Source organism: Bradyrhizobium sp. 172 (genome assembly GCF_023101065.1).
Lineage (GTDB): Bacteria > Pseudomonadota > Alphaproteobacteria > Rhizobiales > Xanthobacteraceae > Bradyrhizobium > Bradyrhizobium canariense_D.
Map to the genome: position 1 here is coordinate 1,452,156 of NZ_CP064701.1, position 22,485 is coordinate 1,474,640.

General features: G+C 65.1%; 18 protein-coding genes and 1 pseudogene. 15 read left to right on the plus strand and 4 right to left on the minus strand.

Features of this window, described 5'->3' with window-relative positions; genetic code table 11:
- The first annotated feature begins 3 nt into the window (after nucleotides 1-3).
- From IVB07_RS06910 to IVB07_RS06935, 6 genes are all read left to right on the plus strand, one after another.
- Nucleotides 4-1,140, plus strand: coding sequence for an FAD-dependent oxidoreductase (locus IVB07_RS06910; RefSeq protein WP_018453755.1), 1,137 nt, complete (start codon nucleotides 4-6; stop codon nucleotides 1,138-1,140).
- Nucleotides 1,141-1,159: 19 nt separating this feature from the next.
- On the plus strand, nucleotides 1,160-1,456 hold the full coding sequence (locus tag IVB07_RS06915) for a (2Fe-2S)-binding protein (RefSeq protein WP_018453756.1): 297 nt from the start codon (nucleotides 1,160-1,162) through the stop codon (nucleotides 1,454-1,456).
- On the plus strand, nucleotides 1,453-2,871 hold the full coding sequence (locus IVB07_RS06920) for a (2Fe-2S)-binding protein (protein WP_018453757.1): 1,419 nt from the start codon (nucleotides 1,453-1,455) through the stop codon (nucleotides 2,869-2,871). Before IVB07_RS06915 ends, IVB07_RS06920 begins: the two co-directional genes overlap by 4 nt.
- Nucleotides 2,868-3,989: an FAD-dependent oxidoreductase gene (locus IVB07_RS06925; RefSeq protein WP_018453758.1), complete on the plus strand. Its 1,122-nt coding sequence runs from the start codon at nucleotides 2,868-2,870 to the stop codon at nucleotides 3,987-3,989. The genes IVB07_RS06920 and IVB07_RS06925 overlap by 4 nt, the downstream gene beginning before the upstream one ends.
- 14 nt (nucleotides 3,990-4,003) lie before the next feature.
- Nucleotides 4,004-4,351, plus strand: coding sequence for a RidA family protein (locus IVB07_RS06930; protein WP_007596366.1), 348 nt, complete (start codon nucleotides 4,004-4,006; stop codon nucleotides 4,349-4,351).
- Nucleotides 4,352-4,522: 171 nt separating this feature from the next.
- Nucleotides 4,523-6,136: an ABC-F family ATP-binding cassette domain-containing protein gene (locus IVB07_RS06935; protein WP_018453759.1), complete on the plus strand. Its 1,614-nt coding sequence runs from the start codon at nucleotides 4,523-4,525 to the stop codon at nucleotides 6,134-6,136.
- Between the two features lie 187 nt (nucleotides 6,137-6,323).
- Here the strand turns inward: IVB07_RS06935 and IVB07_RS06940 are convergent, their stop codons facing one another.
- Nucleotides 6,324-7,658 (minus strand): dicarboxylate/amino acid:cation symporter, encoded by a 1,335-nt coding sequence (locus IVB07_RS06940; protein ID WP_018453760.1) that lies wholly within the window; start codon nucleotides 7,656-7,658, stop codon nucleotides 6,324-6,326.
- A 124-nt stretch (nucleotides 7,659-7,782) separates the two neighbouring features.
- On the opposite strand from IVB07_RS06940, the pseudogene IVB07_RS06945 reads away from it, so the two are divergent.
- The 8 genes and pseudogenes from IVB07_RS06945 (at nucleotide 7,783) to IVB07_RS06980 (ending at nucleotide 17,735) form a co-directional block, all read left to right on the plus strand.
- Nucleotides 7,783-9,092: pseudogene (locus IVB07_RS06945) on the plus strand (solute carrier family 23 protein).
- Between the two features lie 80 nt (nucleotides 9,093-9,172).
- Nucleotides 9,173-10,009, plus strand: a complete 837-nt coding sequence (locus IVB07_RS06950; protein ID WP_247294038.1) for an SDR family oxidoreductase — start codon at nucleotides 9,173-9,175, stop codon at nucleotides 10,007-10,009.
- A 52-nt stretch (nucleotides 10,010-10,061) separates the two neighbouring features.
- Nucleotides 10,062-10,868 (plus strand): NAD-dependent protein deacetylase, encoded by an 807-nt coding sequence (locus tag IVB07_RS06955; RefSeq protein WP_018453763.1) that lies wholly within the window; start codon nucleotides 10,062-10,064, stop codon nucleotides 10,866-10,868.
- A 141-nt stretch (nucleotides 10,869-11,009) separates the two neighbouring features.
- Nucleotides 11,010-13,094 (plus strand): hydantoinase/oxoprolinase family protein, encoded by a 2,085-nt coding sequence (locus IVB07_RS06960; protein WP_018453764.1) that lies wholly within the window; start codon nucleotides 11,010-11,012, stop codon nucleotides 13,092-13,094.
- A gap of 2 nt (nucleotides 13,095-13,096) precedes the next feature.
- Complete coding sequence (locus IVB07_RS06965; protein ID WP_018453765.1) at nucleotides 13,097-14,755, plus strand: hydantoinase B/oxoprolinase family protein; 1,659 nt, start codon at nucleotides 13,097-13,099, stop codon at nucleotides 14,753-14,755.
- A 39-nt stretch (nucleotides 14,756-14,794) separates the two neighbouring features.
- Nucleotides 14,795-15,793, plus strand: coding sequence for a TRAP transporter substrate-binding protein (locus IVB07_RS06970; RefSeq protein ID WP_247361073.1), 999 nt, complete (start codon nucleotides 14,795-14,797; stop codon nucleotides 15,791-15,793).
- 9 nt (nucleotides 15,794-15,802) lie between these two features.
- The gene (locus IVB07_RS06975) at nucleotides 15,803-16,396 is read left to right on the plus strand and encodes a TRAP transporter small permease (RefSeq protein ID WP_018453767.1); all 594 of its coding nucleotides are present in this window, start codon (nucleotides 15,803-15,805) and stop codon (nucleotides 16,394-16,396) included.
- A gap of 34 nt (nucleotides 16,397-16,430) precedes the next feature.
- Nucleotides 16,431-17,735 (plus strand): TRAP transporter large permease subunit, encoded by a 1,305-nt coding sequence (locus IVB07_RS06980; RefSeq protein ID WP_018453768.1) that lies wholly within the window; start codon nucleotides 16,431-16,433, stop codon nucleotides 17,733-17,735.
- 52 nt (nucleotides 17,736-17,787) lie between these two features.
- Here the strand turns inward: IVB07_RS06980 and IVB07_RS06985 are convergent, their stop codons facing one another.
- Nucleotides 17,788-18,432 (minus strand): glutathione binding-like protein, encoded by a 645-nt coding sequence (locus tag IVB07_RS06985; RefSeq protein ID WP_018453769.1) that lies wholly within the window; start codon nucleotides 18,430-18,432, stop codon nucleotides 17,788-17,790.
- 116 nt (nucleotides 18,433-18,548) lie between these two features.
- On the opposite strand from IVB07_RS06985, the gene IVB07_RS06990 reads away from it, so the two are divergent.
- Complete coding sequence (locus tag IVB07_RS06990; protein WP_018453770.1) at nucleotides 18,549-19,193, plus strand: TetR/AcrR family transcriptional regulator; 645 nt, start codon at nucleotides 18,549-18,551, stop codon at nucleotides 19,191-19,193.
- A gap of 121 nt (nucleotides 19,194-19,314) precedes the next feature.
- Here the strand turns inward: IVB07_RS06990 and IVB07_RS06995 are convergent, their stop codons facing one another.
- Nucleotides 19,315-21,282 (minus strand): methyl-accepting chemotaxis protein, encoded by a 1,968-nt coding sequence (locus IVB07_RS06995; protein WP_018453771.1) that lies wholly within the window; start codon nucleotides 21,280-21,282, stop codon nucleotides 19,315-19,317.
- A gap of 190 nt (nucleotides 21,283-21,472) precedes the next feature.
- Nucleotides 21,473-22,438 (minus strand): glyoxylate/hydroxypyruvate reductase A, encoded by a 966-nt coding sequence (locus IVB07_RS07000; RefSeq protein ID WP_018453772.1) that lies wholly within the window; start codon nucleotides 22,436-22,438, stop codon nucleotides 21,473-21,475.
- Nucleotides 22,439-22,485 lie beyond the last annotated feature (47 nt).

The window sequence follows — 22,485 nt, forward strand, 5'->3', positions numbered from 1 at the left end:
TCCATGCGAACAGATTACGACGTCGCCGTCGTCGGCGGCGGATTGCTCGGCTCCGCCATCGCCTGGGGCCTGGGAAGACTCGGCAAGAAGGTGGCCGTGCTCGACGAAGGCGACATCACCAAGCGCGCCTCACGCGCGAACTTTGCGCTGGTTTGGGTCCAGAGCAAGGGGCTCGGCATGCCAGCCTATACCGTCTGGACGGTGCAGGCGTCACAGGCGTGGAGCAGGCTCGCCTCGGAGCTGAAGCAGCAGACCGGCCTCGATGTCTCGCTTCAGCAGAACGGCGGTTTTCATCTGACGCTTGGCGAGGACGAGTTCGGTCAGCGCGCCGAGCTGGTCAAGCGCATGCACAACCAGACGGGTGCCGCCGATTACAAGATGGAGATGCTGCCGGCATCCGAGGTGAAGAAGGCGCTGCCGCTGATCGGGCCCGAGGTCTCCGGCGGCAGTTATTGTCCACTCGACGGTCACGTCAATTCGCTGCGCACGTTTCGTGCGTTCCACACCGGCTTCAAGGCATTCGGCATCGACTATCTTCCGGAGCGCCCGGTCTCGGCGATCAGCAGGAGCAGCGGCGAATTCTGCCTGACGACGCCGCAGGGCGAGCTCCGTGCCGCCAAGATCGTGCTCGCCGCCGGCAATGCTAACCAGACCCTGGCGCCGATGGTCGGTCTCCACGCCCCGATGGGCCCGACCCGCGGCCAGATCGTGGTGACCGAGCGCACCATGCCCTTTCTGCCGCATCCGCTGACCACGATCCGCCAGACCGACGAGGGCACGGTGATGATCGGCGACAGCAAGGAAGACGAGCTCGACGATCGCGCGCTGAAGCACTCGATCAGCGCCGTGATGACGGATCGCGCCCAGCGCATGTTTCCGCATCTCGCGCGGCTCAACGTGGTCCGGAGCTGGGCCGGCATCCGCGTCATGCCGCAGGACGGCTTTCCGATCTACGACCAGTCGGAGACGCATCCCGGTGCCTTCGTCGCCTGCTGCCACTCCGGGGTGACACTCGCCTCCAACCACGCCTTCGAGATCGCGCGGATGGTTGCGCAAGGCGCGCTCGAGCCCGAGCTGGTCGGCGCGTTCTCGGCCAGCCGTTTTGGCGCCGCCGGTGCCGCGAACAACAGCGGCTACTAGGGACATTGAAGGAGCCAGGATGTTCAAACGATCCGAGCAGGACAAGCGGCCAGCGGTGCAAATCTTCGTCGATGGCGTTGCCGTCGCGGCGCGGCAGGGCGACACCGTCTCCGCCGCGCTGCTGGCCTCGAGCTGCGATGCACGCCGTTCGACCGCAGTCAGCGGGGCGCTGCGTTTGCCCTATTGCATGATGGGCGTGTGCTTCGATTGCCTCGTCACCATCGATGGCGTCGGCAACCGACAGGGCTGCCTGGTGCCGGTCACCGACGGCATGCAGATCGAGATTCAGAAGGGCAAGCGGGAGATCGGGAAATGACTGTGGCTCCCAAGCGCGAAGAATATGACGTCGTGGTGATCGGGGCCGGGCCTGCCGGCCTTGCCGCCGCCGCGACGGCCGCCGAAGCCGGCCTGTCCACGCTGCTGCTCGACGAGAATATCGGCCCCGGAGGCCAGGTGTTTCGTGCCATCGCCTCGACGCCGGTGACCGACCGCAGCCAGCTCGGTGAGGACTATTGGGTCGGTACCGATCTCGTGCAGGCGCTACGCGCAGGCAACGCGGAGGTCATTCAGCGCGCAACGGTCTGGAGCCTCGATCGCAATCTCGATATCGCCGTCTCGGTCGGCGGCGCGTCCGCCTTCGTCAAGGCCAGGCGCGTGATCCTCGCGACCGGCGCGCTGGAGCGGCCGTTTCCGATTCCCGGGTGGACGCTTCCGGGCGTGATGACCGCGGGCGCCGCGCAGACCATGTTGAAAACATCGGCCCTGGTGCCGGATGGCCGCACGGTGATCGCGGGGCAGGGGCCGCTGCTCTGGCTGCTCGCCGCGCAGATCTTGCGTCTCGGCGGTCGCATCGATCGCATTCTCGACACCACCGAGCGCGGAAACTATTTCGCCGCACTCCCCCACGCTTTCGCTTTCCTGACCTCGCCGTATTTCGCCAAGGGCTTGTCGATGATGCGCGAGGTGAAGGCGAAGGTGCAGGTCGTCTCAGGTGTCAGCGAGCTTGCTGCCTCTGGTGACGGCCAACTCGCGAACGTCAGCTATGTCGCCGGCGGCAAACGCGAGACCGTCCTTGCGGATCTCTTGCTGCTGCACCAGGGCGTCGTGCCCAACGTCAATCTGGCGATGGCGGCCGGAATCGAGCATCGCTGGGATGATTTGCAATTGTGCTGGTCTCCGGTGCTGGATGCCAGCGGCAATTCGTCGGTCGCCGGCATTGCGATTGCTGGCGACGGCGCCGGCATCGGCGGGGCGAACGCAGCCGTAGTGCGCGGCCGCATCGCGGCACGCGCGGCAGTGGAGGCGTTGGCGCCTGCGGCTGCAAAAAAATCTGCGCCGATGGCGAGCCTCCGCGCCGATCTCGCCAAGGCCGAACGTGGTCGCGTTTTTCTCGACACGCTGTTCCGGCCGGCGCCGCAGTTTCGCATTCCCGCAGGCGACACCATCGTCTGTCGCTGTGAGGAGGTCACCGCAAAGGATATTCTCGACGCCGTCGCGATCGGCGCGACCGGGCCGAACCAGCTCAAGGCCTACCGCCGCACCGGCATGGGGCCGTGCCAGGGCCGGCTCTGCGGCCTCACCGTCACCGAGCTGATGGCGCAGGCGCGGGGCAAGAGCCCGCAGGAGATTGGCTATTACCGGCTGCGCGCGCCGGTCAAGCCGATCACGCTCGCCGAGCTCGCCGCCGTTCCGAAGAGCGCAGACGACATCAAGGCGGTGGTGCGCGGATGACGAAAAACGTGGATGCGATCGTCGTCGGCGGCGGCATCCACGGGTGCTCGACCGCGCTATATCTGTGTCTCGCCGGCCTCAAGCCGGTGCTGATCGAGAAGGACTATGCCGGCCGGCACGCTTCCGGTGTCAACGCCGGCGGCGTGCGCCAGCTTGCGCGGCACATCCCCGAAATCCCGCTTTCGATCCGCTCGATGGGTATCTGGGAGAAGATCACCGATCTCCTCGACGACGATTGCAGCTTTGAGAGCTATGGCCAGGTCCTCGTCGCCGAGAACGAAGAGGAACTCGCGGTCTGCCGCGCACGTGTGGCCGAGCTCAACGCGCTCGGCTTCACCCACGAAGAGCTGATCGATGCCGCAGAGCTGCGGCGCCTCGTGCCGGCGGTGGCCGAGACCTGTCCCGGCGGCGTGGTCTCGCGCCGCGACGGTGCGGCCAATCCCGCGCAGGCGACGACGGCGTTCCGTCGCAAGGCGGAGCAACTAGGTGCGACCGTGCGCGAGGGCATTGCCGCCACGAATATCCGGCACACCGATGGTCTCTGGCATGTCGATGTCGGCGCCGAGAGCTTTGCCGCGCCGGTGCTCGTCAATGCCGCCGGCGCCTGGGCCGGGACCATCGCAGCCGCGCTCGGTGAGCCCGTTCCGGTCGAGACGGTGGCGCCGATGTTGATGATCACCTCGCGCGTGCCGCATTTCATCGATCCGGTCGTGATCCTGCGCGGCCGCAAGCTGTCCTTCAAGCAATTCAAGAACGGCACGGTGCTGATCGGCGGCGGCCATTTGGCTACGCCCCATCAGGATCGCAACGAGACGGTGTTGGACTGGAAAAGCCTCGCGACCAGCGCCCGCACCGTGTTCGAGCTGTTCCCGGTCATGCGCGACGCGACGATCATGCGGGCCTGGGCCGGCATCGAGGCCAAGACCAAGGACGATCTGCCCGTGTTTGGACCGAGCAGCCGGCACAAGGGCCTCTATCACCAATTCGGTTTTTCGCTGCACGGTTTCCAGCTCGGCCCCGGCGCGGGCGCCGTCATGGCGGAGCTGATCGTCAACGGCGGCACCCAGACCCGCATCGGCGATCTCGGCATCGACCGTTTCCACCCCTCCACGCTCTAGCAAAAGAGGACATCATGAGCATTACCCGCAGCATCCGCACGCCCATCATGCACCGCGCCGTCGAAGCCAACGGCTTCGTCTTCATTGGCGGCACCATCGCCGACGACACCTCTGTGTCGATGGGCGAGCAGACCCGCAACATCCTCGGCAAGATCGCCGGCTATCTGAAGGAAGCGGGCACCGACAAGTCGCGCGTCGTGAGCACCTCGATCTTCGTCACGGACCTTTCCAAGAAGAAGGAGATGGACGCGGTCTGGACCGAGTTCTTCGGCGACAATCTGCCGACCCGCGCCACCGTCGGCGTCGCCGATCTCGGCGGCAGCGCGCTGATCGAGGTCGTGGTCACCGCGCTCAAGGGTTGATCGCGCGGGCCTGCGGCGGACGTCGGCGCTCCGCGCGCCGTCGTTCCTCAGAGCCTCGCCTTGATCTCGCCCTTCGATGGGATTAGTTAGAGAGCCCTCAAACAGGATATTCGAGATCCATGGATTTGACCCCGACCGCAAAGCCGACCTGCCTTGCTCACGGGGAATTCCATGCCTGCTTCCATCATCCTGTCCAACCTGTCGCTGTCCTCGCCTGACGGCCGCTCTCTTTTTTCCAATATCGATCTGACGTTCGGCGCCGAGCGGACCGGCCTCGTCGGCCGCAACGGCGTCGGGAAGACGACGCTGCTTGCGTCGATTTCGCGAGAGCACATTCCTCAATCGGGGCGCGTTGCTATCAACGGAACCGTTGGTCTGTTGCGCCAGGACGTCCAGCCCCTTGCGGGCGCGAAGGTGATCGACCTGTTCGGTGCGCGAGCCGCGCTCGATGTGCTTCGCCGTGCCGAGCGCGGGGATGCCTTGGCCGAGGAGGTTTCCGAGGTCGATTGGACCCTCGAAACACGGCTTACGTCCGCCCTTGCGCGTGTCGGGTTCGACGTCGCTCCGGAGATCGAGCTCGACCGCCTGTCGGGCGGGCAGGTCACGCGGGTTCGTCTGGCCGCGCTGATCTTTGCGGAGCCAGACTTCCTGCTGCTCGACGAGCCCACCAACAATCTCGATCGGGAGGGGCGCAAGGCGGTGATCGATTTCCTTGCGTCTTGGCGCGGTGGGGCGATCGTCGTCAGCCACGATCGGAGCCTGCTCGAAACCATGGATGCGATCGTCGAGCTGACGTCGCTCGGAGCTACGCGATACGGCGGCAATTGGAGCAGTTATTGCGAGCAGAAAGCCGTTGCGCTCGCGGCTGTCAGGCACGACCTCGCGCATGCCCAGAGGCGCCTGTCCGAGATCGACGGGAAAGCGCAGGAGGCCGCGGAGAGGAAAGCGCGCAAGGACGGCGGGGGCAAGAAGAAGCGCGCCAAGGGCGACATGCCGCGCATCCTGGCCGGCGCACGCAAGGACCGTAGCGAAGACACCGGCGGCAAGACCGCGCAGATCGCCGAGCGGCGGCGTGCGGATGCGCTTGAGGCCCTTGATACGGCGCGCCGGCGCATCGAGATTCTTCAGTCGCTGTCGGTGAAGCTGCCCTCGACCCGGCTGCCAGCGGGCAGGGAGGTGGTTTGGCTCGATTGCGTCAGCGCCGGCTATCGGCCGGACCGGGAAGTCTTGCGCGATCTATCGCTCGCGATCGTTGGTCCGGAGCGCCTGGCAATTGTCGGACCCAACGGTTCCGGCAAGACGACGCTGCTGAAACTCGTCGCCGGCGAACTACGTCCGCTCTCCGGCACCATGCGGGTCAGGCCGGATCTTGCGCTGTTCGATCAGAAGGCCAGCCTGCTCGATCCCGCGGTCTCCATCCTGGATAACTTCAGGCGCTTCCATCCGAAGGCGGGTGCAAATGAATGCCATGCGGCGCTGGCCCGGTTCATGTTTCGAGCCGATGCCGCCTTGCAGATTGCGGGACATTTGAGCGGCGGGCAGATGTTTCGTGCAGGCCTTGCCTGCGTGCTGGGCGGAGCGATGCCGCCGTCGCTGCTGATCCTCGACGAGCCGACCAATCATCTGGACATCGAATCCATCGAAGCCGTCGAAGCGGGCTTGAGGGCCTATGACGGCGCGCTGCTCGTCGTCAGTCATGATGAGGCGTTTTTGCAGGCGATCGGGATTACCCGACGGCTCGATCTTGCTGCCCCGAGGCAGCGCGCCGGTTGCAGGATCATTTGATCCCGCTTTGCGGTTCGGCACGACGACAATTTTCAAAAACCCGACGCCCTGCCCCCAGCGCGTCGGGTGGAAAAAGATGAGTATCAATCCGTGATCCCAACGCAGCAGTTGTGACTCGCGTCGCTCCAATTTACCACTCCGGGAAACTACCGCGTTGGAACCGGACGCCGCCCAACCCGCGCGCGGCCTAGGAGGCGGCGCTGCCGCCCGGTTCGAGCGCCTCACCCATCTCCAGCGGATGGGCCATGGTCTCGTGCAGCGCATCGCGGTCGAGCTCGCCTTCGGAGATGCTGATGACGACACAGGCGACGCCGTTGCCGATCAGATTGGTCAGCGCGCGGCACTCGCTCATGAACTTGTCGATGCCGACCAGGATCGCAATCGACTGGATCGGGATGTCGGGCACGATCGAGAGCGTCGCCGCCAGCGTGATGAAGCCCGCCCCCGTCACGCCAGAGGCGCCCTTCGAGGTGATCATGGCGATGCCGAGAATGCCGAGCTCCTGCCAGATGGTCAGATGGGTATTGGTCGCCTGCGCCAGGAACAGCGTTGCCAGCGTCATGTAGATGTTGGTGCCGTCGAGGTTGAAGCTGTAACCGGTCGGAATGACGAGGCCGACCACCGAACGCGAGGCGCCGAGATGCTCCATCTTCTGGATCATCTGCGGCAGCACCGTTTCTGATGACGAGGTGCCGAGCACGATCAGCAGCTCGTCCTTGATGTAGGCGATGAAACGCAAGATCGAGAAGCCGGCGAGCCGCGCGATTGCGCCGAGCACGACCACCACGAACAGGATGCTGGTGAGATAGAACGTGCCGATCAGGGCCGCGAGGTTGAGCAGCGAACCGAGGCCGTAGGCACCGACGGTGAACGCCATCGCGCCGAACGCTCCGATCGGGGCGACGCGCACGATGATGCGGATGATGCCGAAGAACATCTTTGCGGCCTTGTCGATCGCCTCCGCAATGGGCTCGCCGGCCTTGCCGAGGAACGCGATGGCGAAGCCCGACAGGATCGAGATCAGTAGCACCTGCAACAGATCGCCGCGTGCGATGGCGCCCAGATAGCTGTCGGGGATGATCGCCATCAGATGGGCGACGATGCCTTCTTCCTTGGCCTTGGTGACGTAGGTCGCCACCGATTTCGGGTCGATCGTGGCGGGATCGATGTTGAAGCCGTGCCCGGGCTGGAGCACCTCGCCGACCAGCAGGCCGACCGCGAGCGCCACGGTCGAGACCGTCTCGAAATAGATCAGCGACTTCAGCCCGACCCGACCGACGCGCTTGAGGTCGCCCATCGAGGAGATGCCGTGCACCACGGTGCAGAAGATCACCGGCGCGATCATCATCTTGATCAGCGCGATGAAACCGTCGCCGAGCGGCTTCAGGGCCTTGCCGAGATCGGGATAGAAATAGCCGACGAGCACCCCGAGTGCGATCGCGATCAGCACCTGAATGTAGAGGATCTTGTACCAGGGCTGGTGCCGGCGGTGGACGGCTGGCTGGATCGCAATGTGTGTCATAGAATAGGCCCCGGACGTATTGATCTTGTTTGATTTGCATCATGTGATGGCCGCTGCAGAAGCGACAATCACATTTTTATCTGTTCGCACGAAGATCTGTCGCTGCACCGCAACTGGGGGGAACATGCCGATTGCAACGGGCTCCGATGAGCGAGCGCAAGGCTATTTTCCGCGTTGGATTCTGAAGTCCTCCGGCGTGATCATGCCCGAGCAGCGGCTGCCGCTTGGCCAGACCGTCGTCTCCGGTCTCCAGCATTGCGTCGCAATGTCGGGCTCGACGATCATCGCGCCGCTGCTGATGGGGTTCGATCCCAATGTTGCGGTGCTGTTTTCCGGCATCGGCACGCTGATCTTCTTCGTCATCGTCGCGGGGCGCGTGCCGAGCTACCTCGGCTCGAGCTTCGCGTTCATCGCGGTCGTGATCGCCGCCACAGGCTATGCCGGGCACGGGCCGAACCCGAACCTGTCGGTTGCGCTTGGCGGCATCGTAGGAGCCGGCGTCCTCTACGGCCTGATCGCGCTGGTCGTGATGTGGTCGGGGGTTGGCTGGATCGAGAAGCTGTTGCCGCCGGTCGTCACCGGCGCTGTGGTCGCCGCGATCGGCCTCAACCTCGCGCCGGTGGCGGTCAAGGCAGTGAGCGCCAATGCGTTCGACACAGGAATCGGGCTCGCGACCGTTCTGATCATCGGCGTGGTTGCCGTTGGCGCGCCTGGCCTGTGGCGCCGCCTGCCGATCATTCTCGGCGCGATCGGCGGATATCTTTTGTACCTGCTGTTCGCGAACGGCCTCGGCTTCGGCAGGCCGATCGACTTCACGCAAGTTTCGGCTGCGTCGTGGATCGGCCTGCCGAGTCTTACCACGCCGACCTTCCAGGCCGATGCAATCGTCCTGATCGCGCCGGTCGCGATCATTCTCGTCGCCGAGAACCTCGGTCACATCAAGGCCGTCGGCGCCATGACGGGCCGGAGCCTCGATGACTATCTCGGCCGCGCCTTGCTTGCCGACAGCCTCGCGACCATGGTGGCCGCCTGCGGCGGCGGCACCGGCGTCACCACCTATGCCGAAAACATCGGCGTCATGGCGGCGACGAAGGTCTATTCGACCTTGCTGTTTGCCTTCGCGGCGATGGTGTCGATCGTGCTCGTTTTCTCGCCGAAATTCGGCGCGCTGGTCCTGTCGATCCCGGGTCCCGTCATCGGTGGGCTCTCGATCGTGCTGTTCGGGTTGATCGCCGCAATGGCCGGATCTGGGTCGAGAACAAGGTCGACTTCTCAAGTCCGGCAAACCTGATCACCGTCGCGGTCGCGCTCACCGCAGGCGCCGGCGACCTCACGCTCAAATTCGGCGCCTTCACGATCGGCGGGATCGGCACCGCAACCTTTGGCGCCATCATCCTGTACCAGATCCTGACTTCGCGACTGGCTCGCCGCTAGGAGTGAATCCCAGCGGTGCGCCGACGGATGGAACAAAACGCCGGTTCCCTCCATGTTGATGTGTCCCCCGGAGAAGAACGATGCCACATATCGACCGCTCGACCACCTTTTCTTCGCGCCTCGTCGGCCAATACGCGCTGGTGACGGGCGCCTCGCAAGGCATCGGCCGCGCCGTCGCCATTCGGCTTGCCCAGGAAGGCGCGACCGTCGCCATCAACTATGTCGATCATCCGGAAAAGGCAGAGGAGGTGCTCGCGTCCGCGCGTACGGCATCGAGCGATCGCGGCCACGGCAAGCTCGACCATATCGTCGTCAGGGCCGACGTCAGCAACGAGCAGGACGTAGCCGCGATGTTCGAGACGATCCTGGCGCGCTGGAAGCGTCTCGACTGCCTGGTCAACAATGCGGGCTTCCAGCGGGAATCGCCGAGCGAGGCGCTCGACATCGACACCTATCGCCGCATCATCGACGTCAATCTCAACGGCGCCGTGCTCTGCGCCCAGAAGGCGCTCGCGCATTTCGTTGCGCGCGGCGCAGGCGGCAGCATCATCAATTGCTCCAGCGTCCACCAGATCATCCCGAAACCCGGCTACCTCGCCTATTCCATCAGCAAGGGCGGCATGGCCAATCTGACACGCACGCTGGCACTCGAATTCGCCGGCCGCGGCATTCGCGTCAATGCGGTCGGTCCAGGCGCGATCGACACCCCAATCAACGCGGCCTGGACCGGCGATCCGGAAAAGCGCGGTGTGGTCACCAGCCACATTCCGCTCGGCCGTGTCGGCACGCCGGAGGAGATCGCCGGCGTGTTCGCCTTCCTCGCCTCGGATGAGGCCAGCTACATCACGGGGCAGACCATCTATGCGTGCGGAGGTCTGACGCTGTTTCCCGAATTCCGCGAGAACTGGGCAAGCTAGCGGGCTTCCTCGCCATCTGGCAAAACCGGCCTGCGCAGACTACATCTGCGTCATGGCAAATCATCCGCTCCGCGATTTCGTCGGACGGCACGAAAATCTGTTCGTGCTGACCGGCGCTGGCTGCAGCACCAATTCGGGCATCCCCGATTATCGCGACAGTCACGGCAACTGGAAGCGGACCCAGCCGGTGAACTTCCAGGCTTTCATGTCGGAAGAGCATACGCGTCGGCGCTATTGGGCGCGCAGCCTGATCGGCTGGCGGCGGTTCGGCCAGGCGAGGCCGAACGATGCGCATCACGCGCTCGCCCGGCTCGAGGCGAGCGGGCGTTGCGGAATGCTGCTGACCCAGAACGTCGACCGGCTGCATCAATCCGCCGGCCACCGCCAGGTGATCGACCTGCACGGCCGGCTCGATCTGGTCCGCTGCATGGGCTGCGGTCAAAAGACCCCGCGGAGCGAATTCCAGAAGACGCTCGGCCACGCCAATGCGGAATGGTTGACGCTCGACGCGGCCGATGCGCCCGACGGCGATGCGGACCTGGAGCATGCGGATTTTTCGTCGTTCAAGGTGCCGGCCTGCGAATCCTGCGGCGGCATCCTCAAGCCCGACGTCGTGTTCTTCGGCGAGACCGTCCCGCGCGACGTGGTCGTGACCGCGCAGGATCATCTGGCGCAGGCGGACGCCATGCTCATCGTCGGCTCGTCACTGATGGTCTATTCCGGTTTCCGCTTTGTGCAGGCGGCCGCGCAACGGCAAATCCCGATCGCTGCGGTCAATCTCGGACGCACCCGCGCCGATGATCTCCTCACGCTGAAGGTCGAGGAGCGCTGCGAAGCGGCGCTTGCATTCCTGCTCTGATCGCGCGGCCTGCGAACACGCCTTGCCTATTGCATGGGTGCCAAGCAGAATAGCTGGACGGCAGCATGTTCCTGTCATCCATGGCATGGAAATTGCTGCGCTTTTGTCCTCGGTCTTGACGATCAGCACGGAGAGTTTGGAATGCTTGAGGGAGCCGAGGTGCGGCTTGCCGTCGATATCGGTGGCACGTTCACCGACATCGTGCTGGACGTGGGCGAGGTGCGCAAGACGCGCAAATTGCTGACGACGCCGCAGCGGCCGGAAGAGGCGGTGCTGGACGGCATGCGGCTCATTCTCGCTGATGCGCGCGCCTATATCAGCGACATCGACGTCTTCATTCACGGCACGACGCTCGCGACCAACGCCATCATCGAGCGTCGCGGCGCCAAGACGGCGTTGATCGCGACCGAGGGCTTTCGCGACGTGCTCGATATCGGCACCGAGAGCCGCTACGACCAGTATGACCTCTCCATCGACAAGCCGAAGCCGCTGGCGCCGCGATCTTTGCGCTTCACCGTGCCCGAGCGCATCGACGCGCATGGCGCCGTCCGCCTCCCGTTGGACGAAGCGGCGGTGCGCGCGCTCGCGCCAAGATTGCGCGCGCTGAACGTCGAGAGCGTCGCAATCGCGTTCCTGCACTCCTACGCCAATCCCGAGCACGAGCGCCGCACGGCCGCGATCATCAGTGAGGAGATGCCCGGCATTTCCGTGACCGTATCGTCCGCGGTGTGCCCGGAGATCCGCGAATATGAGCGCACATCGACTGCAGTGGCCAACGCCTATGTGCAGCCGCTAATCGATGGTTATCTCGCTCGCATGTCCGACGCCTTGCAGGTCGAGCAGTACCGCGGCGCGATCTATCTCGTCACCTCCGGCGGCGGTGTCACCTCGATCGAGACGGCGCGGCGCTTTCCGGTGCGCCTCGTCGAATCCGGTCCTGCCGGCGGCGCCATTTTCGCGGCGCAGATCGCGGCGCGTCTCGGCGAGAGCAAGGTGCTGTCCTTCGATATGGGCGGTACCACGGCAAAGATCTGTCTGATCGAAAAATACCAGCCCGAGACCTCGCGCGTGTTCGAGGTCGATCGCGCAGCGCGCTTCCTGAAAGGTTCGGGTCTGCCGGTGCGGATTCCCGTGATCGAGATGGTCGAGATCGGCGCCGGCGGCGGCTCGATCGCCCATGTCGATGCGATGAAGCGCGTCACGGTCGGTCCTGAGAGTGCCTCGTCGGAGCCCGGGCCCGCCTGCTACGGCCGCGGCGGCCTGCGCCCGGCCGTGACGGATGCCGACGTCGCGCTCGGCATGATCGATCCGGACGACTTCGCGGGTGGCACGATCAAGCTCGACCCTGAACTCTCGAAGCAGGCGCTGCTGCGCAGCGTCGGCGAGCCGCTGGGTCTGTCGGCAGAGACTGCGGCCTATGCCGTGCACGAGGTCGTCTGCGAGAACATGGCGAGCGCGGCGCGCGTGCATGCGGTCGAGCGCGGTGAGATTGTCGGTCAGCACACGCTGATCGCCTTCGGCGGCGCGGCGCCTCTGCATGCGGCGCGCGTCGCCGAGAAGATCGGTGTCTCCCGCGTGATCGTTCCTTCCAATGCCGGCGTCGGCTCGGCCGTTGGCTTCCTCGCGGCTCCGATCGCCTACGAGCTGGTGCGCAGCCGTCATGTGCGGCTCGACGATTTCGACACCGAAGGGGTCTCCGATCTGCTCCAGGAGATGGTGACCGAAGCGCGTGCGCTGGTCGAGACGGGTGCGGCAGGCGCGCCGGTCCGCGAGCGCCGCGCGGCCTTCATGCGCTATGTCGGTCAAGGCCATGAGATCTCGATCGAACTGCCGAACCGGCGGCTGGCGACGGCCGATCTGGCCGGCCTGCGTCAGAAGTTCGAGGCGGATTATGCGGTGATGTTCGAGCGGCCGATCCCGGGTGCGGCGATCGAGGTCTTGAGCTGGTCGGTGCTTGCGACGACCGAGGCGCGCAATCCGCCTATTGTCGCGGCCGTTACGCGCAAGCCCGCCGGGAAGGCGACCGGCAGCCGCAAGTTCTTCGATGGCCGGGTCGGGGAGGTGATCGAGATCCCGCTCTATCGCCGCGAGGACATGGCGCCAGGCGCGACGATTGCAGGTCCCGCCGTGATCGCGGAGGACGAGACCTCGACGTTCGTCTCCAACAGTTTTGATGCCCATATCGACGGTGCCGGCAGCATCGTCATGGAACGGAAGGCGGCCTGATCATGAGCAAGGCAAGCGGCGCGAGCCTGATCGACCTTCAGATCATGTGGCACCGGCTGATCGCCGTGGTCGAGGAGCAGGCGCAGGTGCTGCTCCGCACGGCCTTCAGCCCGATCGTGCGCGAATGCGGCGACCTCTCGGCCGGCGTGTTCGACCTCAAGGGACGGATGCTGGCGCAGGCGGTGACCGGCACGCCCGGCCACGTCAACTCGATGGCGGAATCGGTCAAGCACTTCATCGCCCACTTTCCGATCGAGACGATGAAGGAGGGCGACGCCTACATCACCAACGATCCCTGGATGGGCACCGGCCATCTCAACGATTTCGTCGTCACCACGCCCTGCTTCAAGGACGGCAAGCCGGTCGCGCTGTTTTCCTGCACCAGCCATCTCATGGACATCGGCGGCATCGGCTTCGGACCCGACGCCACCGACGTGTTCATGGAGGGGCTCTACATCCCCATGCTGAAGCTGATCGACCAGGGCGTCGTCAACGAGACGCTGATGGCGATGATCCGCACCAACACGCGGCTGCCGATCGACACCGAGGGCGATACCTATTCGCTCGCCGGCTGCAACGACGTCGGCTGCGAGCGCCTGGTCGAGATGATGACCGAGTTCGGCATCGACTCGCTCGATGCGCTCGGCGACTACATCTGCGACCGCTCGCGCGAGGCCGTGCTGGCCGAGATCGCCAAACTGCCGAAAGGCAGCTGGCGCAACACCATGGTGGTCGACGGCTATGATGAGCCGGTCACGCTGGCCGCCGTGCTGACGATCTCGGACGAAGGCATCCACGTCGACTTCGACGGCACCTCGGCCGCGTCCAGGTTCGGCATCAACGTGCCTCTGTCCTACACCATCGCTTACACCGTGTTCGGTCTCGGCTGCGTCGTCGCCTCCCAGATTCCGAACAATGCCGGTTCGCTCTCGCCACTGACGGTGTCGGCTCCCAAAGGCGCGATCCTCAATGCGCCAAAGCCGGCGCCGGTCGCCTCGCGCCACATCATCGGCCAGATGCTGCCCGATGTCGTGTTCGGCTGCCTGCGCCAGATCATTCCCGAGCGCGTGCCCGCGGAAGGCACCTCGTGCCTGTGGAATCTCAACGTGCGCGGCCAGACCCGCTCGGGCGCCGGCGGCAATTACGGATTTTCGATGGCGGTGACCTCCAATGGCGGGACCGGCGCGCGCTTCGCGAAGGACGGGCTGTCGGCGACCGCCTATCCCAGCGGCGTGCGCGGCACGCCGGTTGAGATCGCCGAGACGCAGACGCCGCTGATCTTCTGGCGCAAGGAACTGCGTCCGGATTCCGGCGGGGCAGGGCGAACCCGCGGGGGCCTCGGCCAGATCATCGAGGTCGGCAGCGGTGTCGATGGGCCGTTCGACATCCTGGCGGCATTCGATCGCATCGATCATCCGCCACGCGGACGTGATGGCGGCAAGAACGGCGAGGCCGGCTATGTCGGCCTGAAGTCCGGCAAGAAGCTGCGTGGAAAAGGCTTTCAGCAGGTGCCGCCGGACGACCGGCTGGTGGTGCTGACACCAGGCGGCGCCGGCATCGGCGATCCCCGGGAGCGCGCGCCGACAGCCGTCAACGACGACATCGAAAGCGGCCTCGTGTCTGCCGACAATGCGGTTGAAATTTATGGGCACACGCGATGACGCTTCAGGCGTCGTGCGCGTAGCAAACGGAGGGGCTCAATGATCACGCGACGGACTTTTACCGCGGGCGCAGCGACGCTGCTCGCAGCCGGCCACATCTCGACCCGCGCGCGAGCGGCGACGGTAAGCTGGGACATGTCGACGGTATGGCCCGACGGCAATTTCCACACCCAGAACGCGTTTGCCTTCGCGGAAGAGGTGAAGAAGCAGACGGCTGGCTCGGTCGCGATCACCGTGAAGGCCGGTGGACAGCTCGGCTTCAAGGGCCCCGAGCATCTGCGCGCCGTCCGCGACGGTCTGGTGCCGCTCGCCGACGTCCTCAATATTCAGCAGGTCGGCGACGAACCCTTCATGGGCGTCGAAAGCATTCCCTTTCTCTGCGGCTCCATGGACGAATTGAAGGTGCTGCACAAATACGTGCGGCCCGAATACGAGAAGGTCGCCGCGCGCAACAACCAGAAGATCCTCTACATCGTGCCCTGGCCGACGCAATATCTGCATCTCAAGGTCAAGGTCGCCGATGTCGACGGCTTGAAGAACATCAAGATCCGCGTGCCCGACAAGAACGCCGTCGACATGCTGGCCGTGGTCGGCATGGCGCCGGTGATGATTCCGTGGGGCGAGACCATCCCGGCGCTGGCGTCGGGCGCGGTCTCCGGCGTATCCACCTCGTCGGTGTCGGGCGTCGACGGAAAATTCTGGGAATTCCTGAAATACATCTACCCGACCAACCACGTCTGGTCGTCGCAGATGCTCACCGTCAACCTCGATTCCTGGAAGGCGCTGAGTGCCGATCAGCAGCAGCTCGTCGCCGGCATTGCCGCGAAGATGGAGCCGGGCTTCTGGGCGAACTCGCTCAAGGCGGACGTCGACAGCCTCAACCGGCTCAAGGAAGGCGGCATGGAGGTGATGCCGGTCTCGGATGCCATGATCACGGACATTCGCGCCAAGACCGCGCCGCAGCTCGACGCTTTCGTCAAGCGCGTGCCGGCGGCCGACAAGCCGGTGCGGGCCTATCTCGCGGAAATGAAGCGCTGAGGACTTGCAGTGGCGGATGTTTTGCCTGCGTCGTCCCATAGTCTCAACGCGGCGGCGCCGGAGCCGCTGCGCATCCTGCTCGACGGCATCGACCGTCTTGGCCGGCTGGACGGCTGGATCGGTGGCGGCTGCCTCTTGATGCTGACGCTGCTGATGCTGTGCGAGGTCGCAACGCGCTTCCTCTCGAACTTCCTGCCGTTCTTTCCGCCCACAATCTCGATCGCGTGGGAGTATTCCTCCTATCTGATGGCGGCGTCCTTCACCTTCGGCGCCGCCATGACCCTGCGCGTCGGCGGCCATATCCGTGTCGTGCTGCTGCTGAAGAACGTCCCCGCTCCGTTTCAGCGCGCGATCGAAATCCTGTCGGCCGCCGCCGGCTTCGCCTTCATGGCCTTCCTGACATCGTCGATGGCGAAGTTCGCCTTCGGCGCCTATGTGCGCGGCCAGGTCTCGACCTCGAGCGACACCCCGCTGTGGTTTCCACAGGCCGTCGTCACCTTCGGCATGCTGCTGCTGACGCTGCAGTTCCTGGCGCGCGTGATCCAGGCCGTGCTCGGCCTGCCGCTGGAGGACCACCGCATGAAGGCCTCGCCCGTCGAATGATCGCCCACGCGCCAGCCAGCAGACACCGGATACCATGACCATCGAAGTCATTGCTCTCTTCGGGATCCTGTTTGCGCTTCTGGCATGCGGCGTATGGATCGGCCTGACGCTTGCGCTCACCGCAACGCTGCTGCTGGCGATGTTCCGCTCAATCCCGCTCGACAAGCTGCTGCCGCAATACGCCTGGAACATCTTGACGACGCAGGAACTGCTGGCGCTGCCGCTGTTCATCCTGATGGGCGAGTTGCTGTTTCGCACCCGTCTGTCACGTTCTCTGTTCCAGGGGCTCGCGCCCTGGGCGGGGCTTTTGCCGGGTCGTCTTCTGCATGTGAACGTGATCGGCTGCACCATCTTCGCCGCAATCTCCGGCTCGTCGGCGGCGACGACGCAGGTGATCGGCCGCATGTCCCTGAACGAACTGCTGCGCCGCGGCTATTCCCGCGACATCGCGATCGGCTCGCTCGCCGGCGCCGGCACGCTCGGCTTTTTGATCCCGCCATCCAACATCATGATCATCTACGGCGTGCTCGGCGACGTCTCGATCCTGAAACTGTTCACGGCCGGGGTGCTGCCCGGACTGCTGCTGGCCGCCACCTTCATGGGGTGGGTGATGCTGCACACGACCCTTAACCCCGGCATGGTGCCGGAGGCGGAAGCCAAGCTCTCGCAAGTGCCATGGCGCGAACGGTTTGCGGCGCTCAAGGACCTCGCGCCGGCGCTGTTCCTGATCGCCTGCGTGCTCGGCTCGATGTATGGCGGGCTGGCGACGCCGTCGGAGGCCGCCGCGGTCGGCGTGTTCGGCGCGGCGCTGGTCGCCTGGGCGCAGGGCTCGATGTCGCAGCAGGTGATGCGTGACGTGCTGATCGGCTCGGTCGTGACCTGTTCGATGATCGCGCTGATCGTGCTCGGCGCCTCGATCCTCGGCAACGCCGCGGCCTTCCTCGGCATCCCGCAGGCAGTCGCCGCCTTCGTGAAGGGCTTGGGGCTATCGCCGTTCATGCTGATCGTGGTGCTGATTATCTTTTATCTGATCCTCGGCTGTTTCCTCGATGGCTTCTCGATGATCGTGATGACGCTGCCGATCGTGCTGCCGATCGTGAAGGGCGCGGGCTTCGACGAGATCTGGTTCGGCATCTTCCTCGTGCTCGCGGTCGAGATGGCCCAGATCACGCCGCCGGTCGGCTTCAACCTGTTCGTGATCCAAGGCCTGACCGACGACGGCCTCGGCTACATCGCGCGCGTCACGATGCCCTATCTCCTCATCATGGTCGGATTCGTGCTGCTGCTGACGCTCTGGCCCGGCATAGTCACGATCCTGCCGAGGGTGTTGTACGGATAGATTGCGCCGTCCCGGCCGCTCAGCCGGGACGGCGCGCCTCAATCGTCAAAGCTTACGCCGCGGCCTTCTTCCGCGCCTGCTCGGCCTTGTACAGCTCGAACTCTTCCGCGATCGCCTTGGCGATCGAGGGCCGTTGACGCAGGCGTTCGTAATAGGCCTTCACGTTCGGCCATTTGGCGAGCTCGATCGGCGGCGTCGCCATGGTCCAGTTGATGACCGTGACGAGATAGGCGTCGGCGACGCTGAATTGGTCGAGCAGGAAGTCGCGCCCCTTCAGGTAATTGTCGAGATAGTCCAGCCGCGACAGGTTCTTCTCCAGCGCGTAGGCTTTCGTCTCCTGCGGCGCCTTGCGGTCGAGCACCGGGATGAACAGGCCCTTGTGCAGCTCGGTGCCGATGAAGCAGAGCCATTGATGCAGTCGCGTGCGCTCGATGCCCGCTGCGGCTCCGAGACCCGATTGCGGGAAGCGGTCGGCGATATATTGCAGGATCGCGGCGTTCTCGGTCAGCACCACGCCGTCGTCCGTCCGCAGTGTCGGCACCAGGCCGATCGGGTTCACGGTTCGAAAGTCGGTGCCGTCGCTCAGCACCGTCTTGGTCGGCGGATCGACTTCGAGATAATTGGCTTCGGCGCCGGCTTCATACAGCGCGACGCGGCTCGCCATCGAACAGGCGAGCGGCGAGAAATAAAGATCCATCTTGAGCCTCCTTGGGCAATTCTTCGATGTGACTTTTGGAGTGGCGCTCAACCTGGCCAGATTGATTTTTGTACTGTCTTGCATATTATGGAGTTGGTCAAGGATTAAATTGCGAAATGGTACAAAAATCGAAGCCGCCAGCTGCTGCCACTGAGCCCAAGCGCCGCGGCCGTCCGCGCGCCTACGAACCCGAGGTCGCGCTCGGCAAGGCGCTCGACCTGTTCCGCACGCAGGGTTTCGCCGCGACCTCGCTCGACGATCTCAGCGAAGCCACCGGCATGAATCGCCCGAGCCTCTATGGCGCCTTCGGCGACAAGCGCGAGCTCTACATCAAGAGCTATCAGCGCTACCGTGAGGACGCGCGCGCATCCATGGTGGAGATCTTTCGACAGGAGATGCCCGTGCGCCAGCGGCTGGAGCGTATCTTCGCCTCCGCGCTGAACATCTATCTGTCCGGCGCAACCGGCCCGCGCGGCTGCTTCACCGTGGTCACGGCGGCCTCCGAAGCGGTCGGCGATCCCGACATCCGCGCCATGGTGCTCGATGGCCTTAACGAACTCGACAAGGCGTTTGCGAGTTGCTTCCGCCGCGCCAAGGAGAAAGGCGAATTGCCCGAAAGCGCCGATCCCGCCGTGCTGGCGCAGCTCGCTTCAGCGACCGTGCACTCAATTGCCATTCGTTCGCGCGCGCGCGTGTCGCGGAAGGATCTCGAGGCGATCGTGAAGGGAGCGATCGACGTGATGGTGGGACGAAAGAGCTAGGCGGTTGCGTGGCGCGAGCTAACGTCGTCCTGGCGAAAGCCAGGACCCCTAGCCACCGAATCTGGTTTGGCGAAGATTCGGAGTTGCCGCCGTCGCGCCGCAGCTCCTCCCTGTAGCCCGCCTACGCCGCGCGAATATGCGCGAGGAAGCGGTCCACCTCGTCCCGCAGCCGCTGCGATTGCTTTGACAGCTCGATCGCGGAGCCCAGCACCTCCTCCGCTGCTGTTCCCGTCGCGGCGATGCCGGCGGTGACGCCTGCGATGTTTTGCGAGACCTCGCCGGTGCGGGCGGCTGCCTGCTGCACGTTCTGGGCGATCTCCTGCGTTGCGGTGCCCTGCTGGCCGACGGCGGCGGCGATCGCGGCGGAGATCTCGTCGACCTCCTGGATCGTTGCGCAGATCGACTGGATGCCGTCCACTGCGCCGGTGGTCTCGCCTTGTACCGCCGTGACCTGGGCGCCGATCTCCTCGGTCGCTTTGGCGGTCTGGGTTGCCAGCGCCTTCACCTCGGAGGCGACCACCGCAAAGCCGCGGCCGGCTTCGCCCGCGCGCGCCGCCTCGATCGTCGCGTTGAGTGCCAGCAGATTGGTCTGCTCGGCGATGCCGCTGATGAAGGAGACGACGTCGCCGATTTTTTGCGCGGCGTCGGCCAGACTTTGCACGCGCTCGTTCGACCGTCGTCCGTCGCTCGCGGCTTTGCCGACCACCGCGGTCGCGTGCGCAAGGCGCCGGCTGATCTCGGTCATGGACGACGACAGCTCTTCCGCGGCGGCAGCGACCGTCTGCACATTTTCCGAGGCGAGCGCCGAGGCCGACGACACCGTGCCGGTCTGCTGCCGCGACCGCTCGACGATATCAGACATCGAGCGCGCCGTGTTCTCCATCTCGACCGCGGCCGAGGAGACCGTGGTGACGACCTCGCGGATGCTGGCTTCGAAATTGTCGGCGAGCGCGGCGAACGCGCGTCGCTTCTCCGCTTCGGATTGCGCCTTAGTGTCGGCCTGTTCGGCCTGGAGCCGGTTGAAGTTGACGGCGTTGTCGCGGAACACCGCGACAGCCTTGACCATCGCGCCGACCTCGTCATTCGCCTTGCTGACGGGGACGGTGACATCGAGGTGTCCGTCGGCCAGCTCGCGCATCACGCTGGTGATGGAAATGATCGGGCGCGAGATGCTGCGGGCGATGAGATAGCCGACGATGGCGGCGAGCACGAGCCCGAGCGCGGCGATGCCGAATGCCAGCAGCCAGGCACGGTCGGCGGAGGCCACATAGTCGGCATTGTCCATCACCAGTTCGACGGCGCCGAGCGGCTTGCCGGAAAAATCCCTGATCGGTCCGAGCAGCGCCGCTACTGGCGTCGTGTCGAGCTTGGCCTGCCGTACCGTGAAGTCGCCGCCGGCGGCGCGGCCGTAATCGGCCGCATCGAAGAAGCTCTTCCCCTTCAGCGTGCCGCCGAACAGCTTGAAGCCGCCGCCGTCCGCGAGATGGAAGGCGATGTCGACATGGCGGTTGGTCTTGAAATCGTCGAGGAAGGACTGGCCGAAGGTCAGGCCAAACTCCACTGAGCCGAGATGCTTGCCGCCTTGCGCGATCGGCACGACGCCGCGGATGCCGAGCCCAGCCAAGCCGCCCTCGAGGCCGACCACGACCTTGCGCTCCTGGTTGGCCATGATCACGGTTTTGCGGAAGCCCGAGAGGTCGTCGCCAAATTTAGCAGGCTGGTGCACGCGCAGGAACGAGGTCGCGGGCGCCACGTGGAACTGGAACTGTTCGACGCCGTACTCCGATTTGGTCGCAGCAAACACCGGCCCGAACAGGCTGATCAGGGCATTGCGATCCTGTTTGGCCATCGCGTCCTGCGTTGCCGGCATCGCGGCGACGACGGCGCTCATGGCGGCGGCGCGCTGGGATTCCTCGGCAATTCGCGACTGGAGCGCGTCGTAATGACTGCGAAGCTCGCGCTGGTCGGCCCGGTCGATGATGCCGGAAATGATCCACATCGCCCCGAGCACGGCGAACAGGGCGGTCGCCGCCGCCGTCACCGCCAGCGCAACCGTGATCCGCATCCTGAGGCCGAGCGTGAAGCGCATGTCCGACTCGTTCGTTGAGCGTTGATTAAGGAGACCTATCAACTTCTCGCTAAGAGAGGGTGAACGGGATGCCGGCCGAGCGGGTGCCTTCGGGGGTGACGGAGTGACCAAAGAAGTCTGGTGTCGTCCTGGCTTTCGCCAGGACGACACGGAGGGTAGGGAGCGGTCGTGCCTTTTTCAGGCGTGCGGCCTAATACCCCCGCGTCCGGTCCACCACGTTCTCCAGCACACCACACGCCTCGAACCGCGCGATCTGCTCGGCGACATAGGCCGAGATCGCGTCGGCGTCGGTGTCGGCGGCGTTGTGCGGGGTCAGCAAAACCTTGGGATGGGTCCAGAACCGGCTGTCCGCCGGCTGCGGCTCCTGTACGAAGACGTCGAGCGAGGCGGCGCCCAGCGTGCCGTCGTCGAGGCAGGCCAGGATGTCGGCTTCATTCTGGAGGCCGCCGCGGCCGGCGTTGATCAGCACGGGCGCACCGAGCGGGCTCTTGCGGTTGAGCTTGGTGAAGACGTCGCGGTTGAGGATGCCGTGTGTATCAGGCGTCAGCGGCAATAGGCTGACGAGAATATCGGTCGTGCGCAGGAACGCGTCGATTTGCCCGGCGCCATGGAAACATTCGACACCCGCGATGATACGCGGGCTGCGGCTCCAGCCGGCGACGCGGAAACCAAGCCGCCGCAGCACATCGGCCGCATCAGTACCGAGCGTGCCCAGGCCCATGATACCCACCGTGACGGCGCTCGCTGGCCATTGATAGGTCGGCTCCCAGCGCTTTTCGCGCTGCGACTGGCGCAGATAAAGCTCCTGGCGGTGGTGCATCAGCACGTGCTGCACGACGTATTCGGTCATGCGGCCGGTCAGATCAGGCACGGCCACGCGCACCAGCGGCACGTTCGGAAGGCTCTTGTCCGCCATCAGCGCGTCGACGCCGGCGCCCAGATTGAAGATCGCACGCAGATTGGGGAAAGAGCCGAGGTCGCCCGGCACCGGCTTCCACACCGCGGCATAATGCACCTCGGCCGGATCGAGCCCGGCATCGGGCAGCAGCACCACGCGGCGGCCGCCGCAGACGGCGTCGAACCGGGCCTTCCAGCGCTCAGGCAGCCAGTTCTGCTGCGTGCTGTTGATCAGGACGGCCAGGGTGCCAACGGTCATTCGAAGTGCCTCTTTAAGTTCCGCTTTTGAAGGCCCTCCTTGGCACG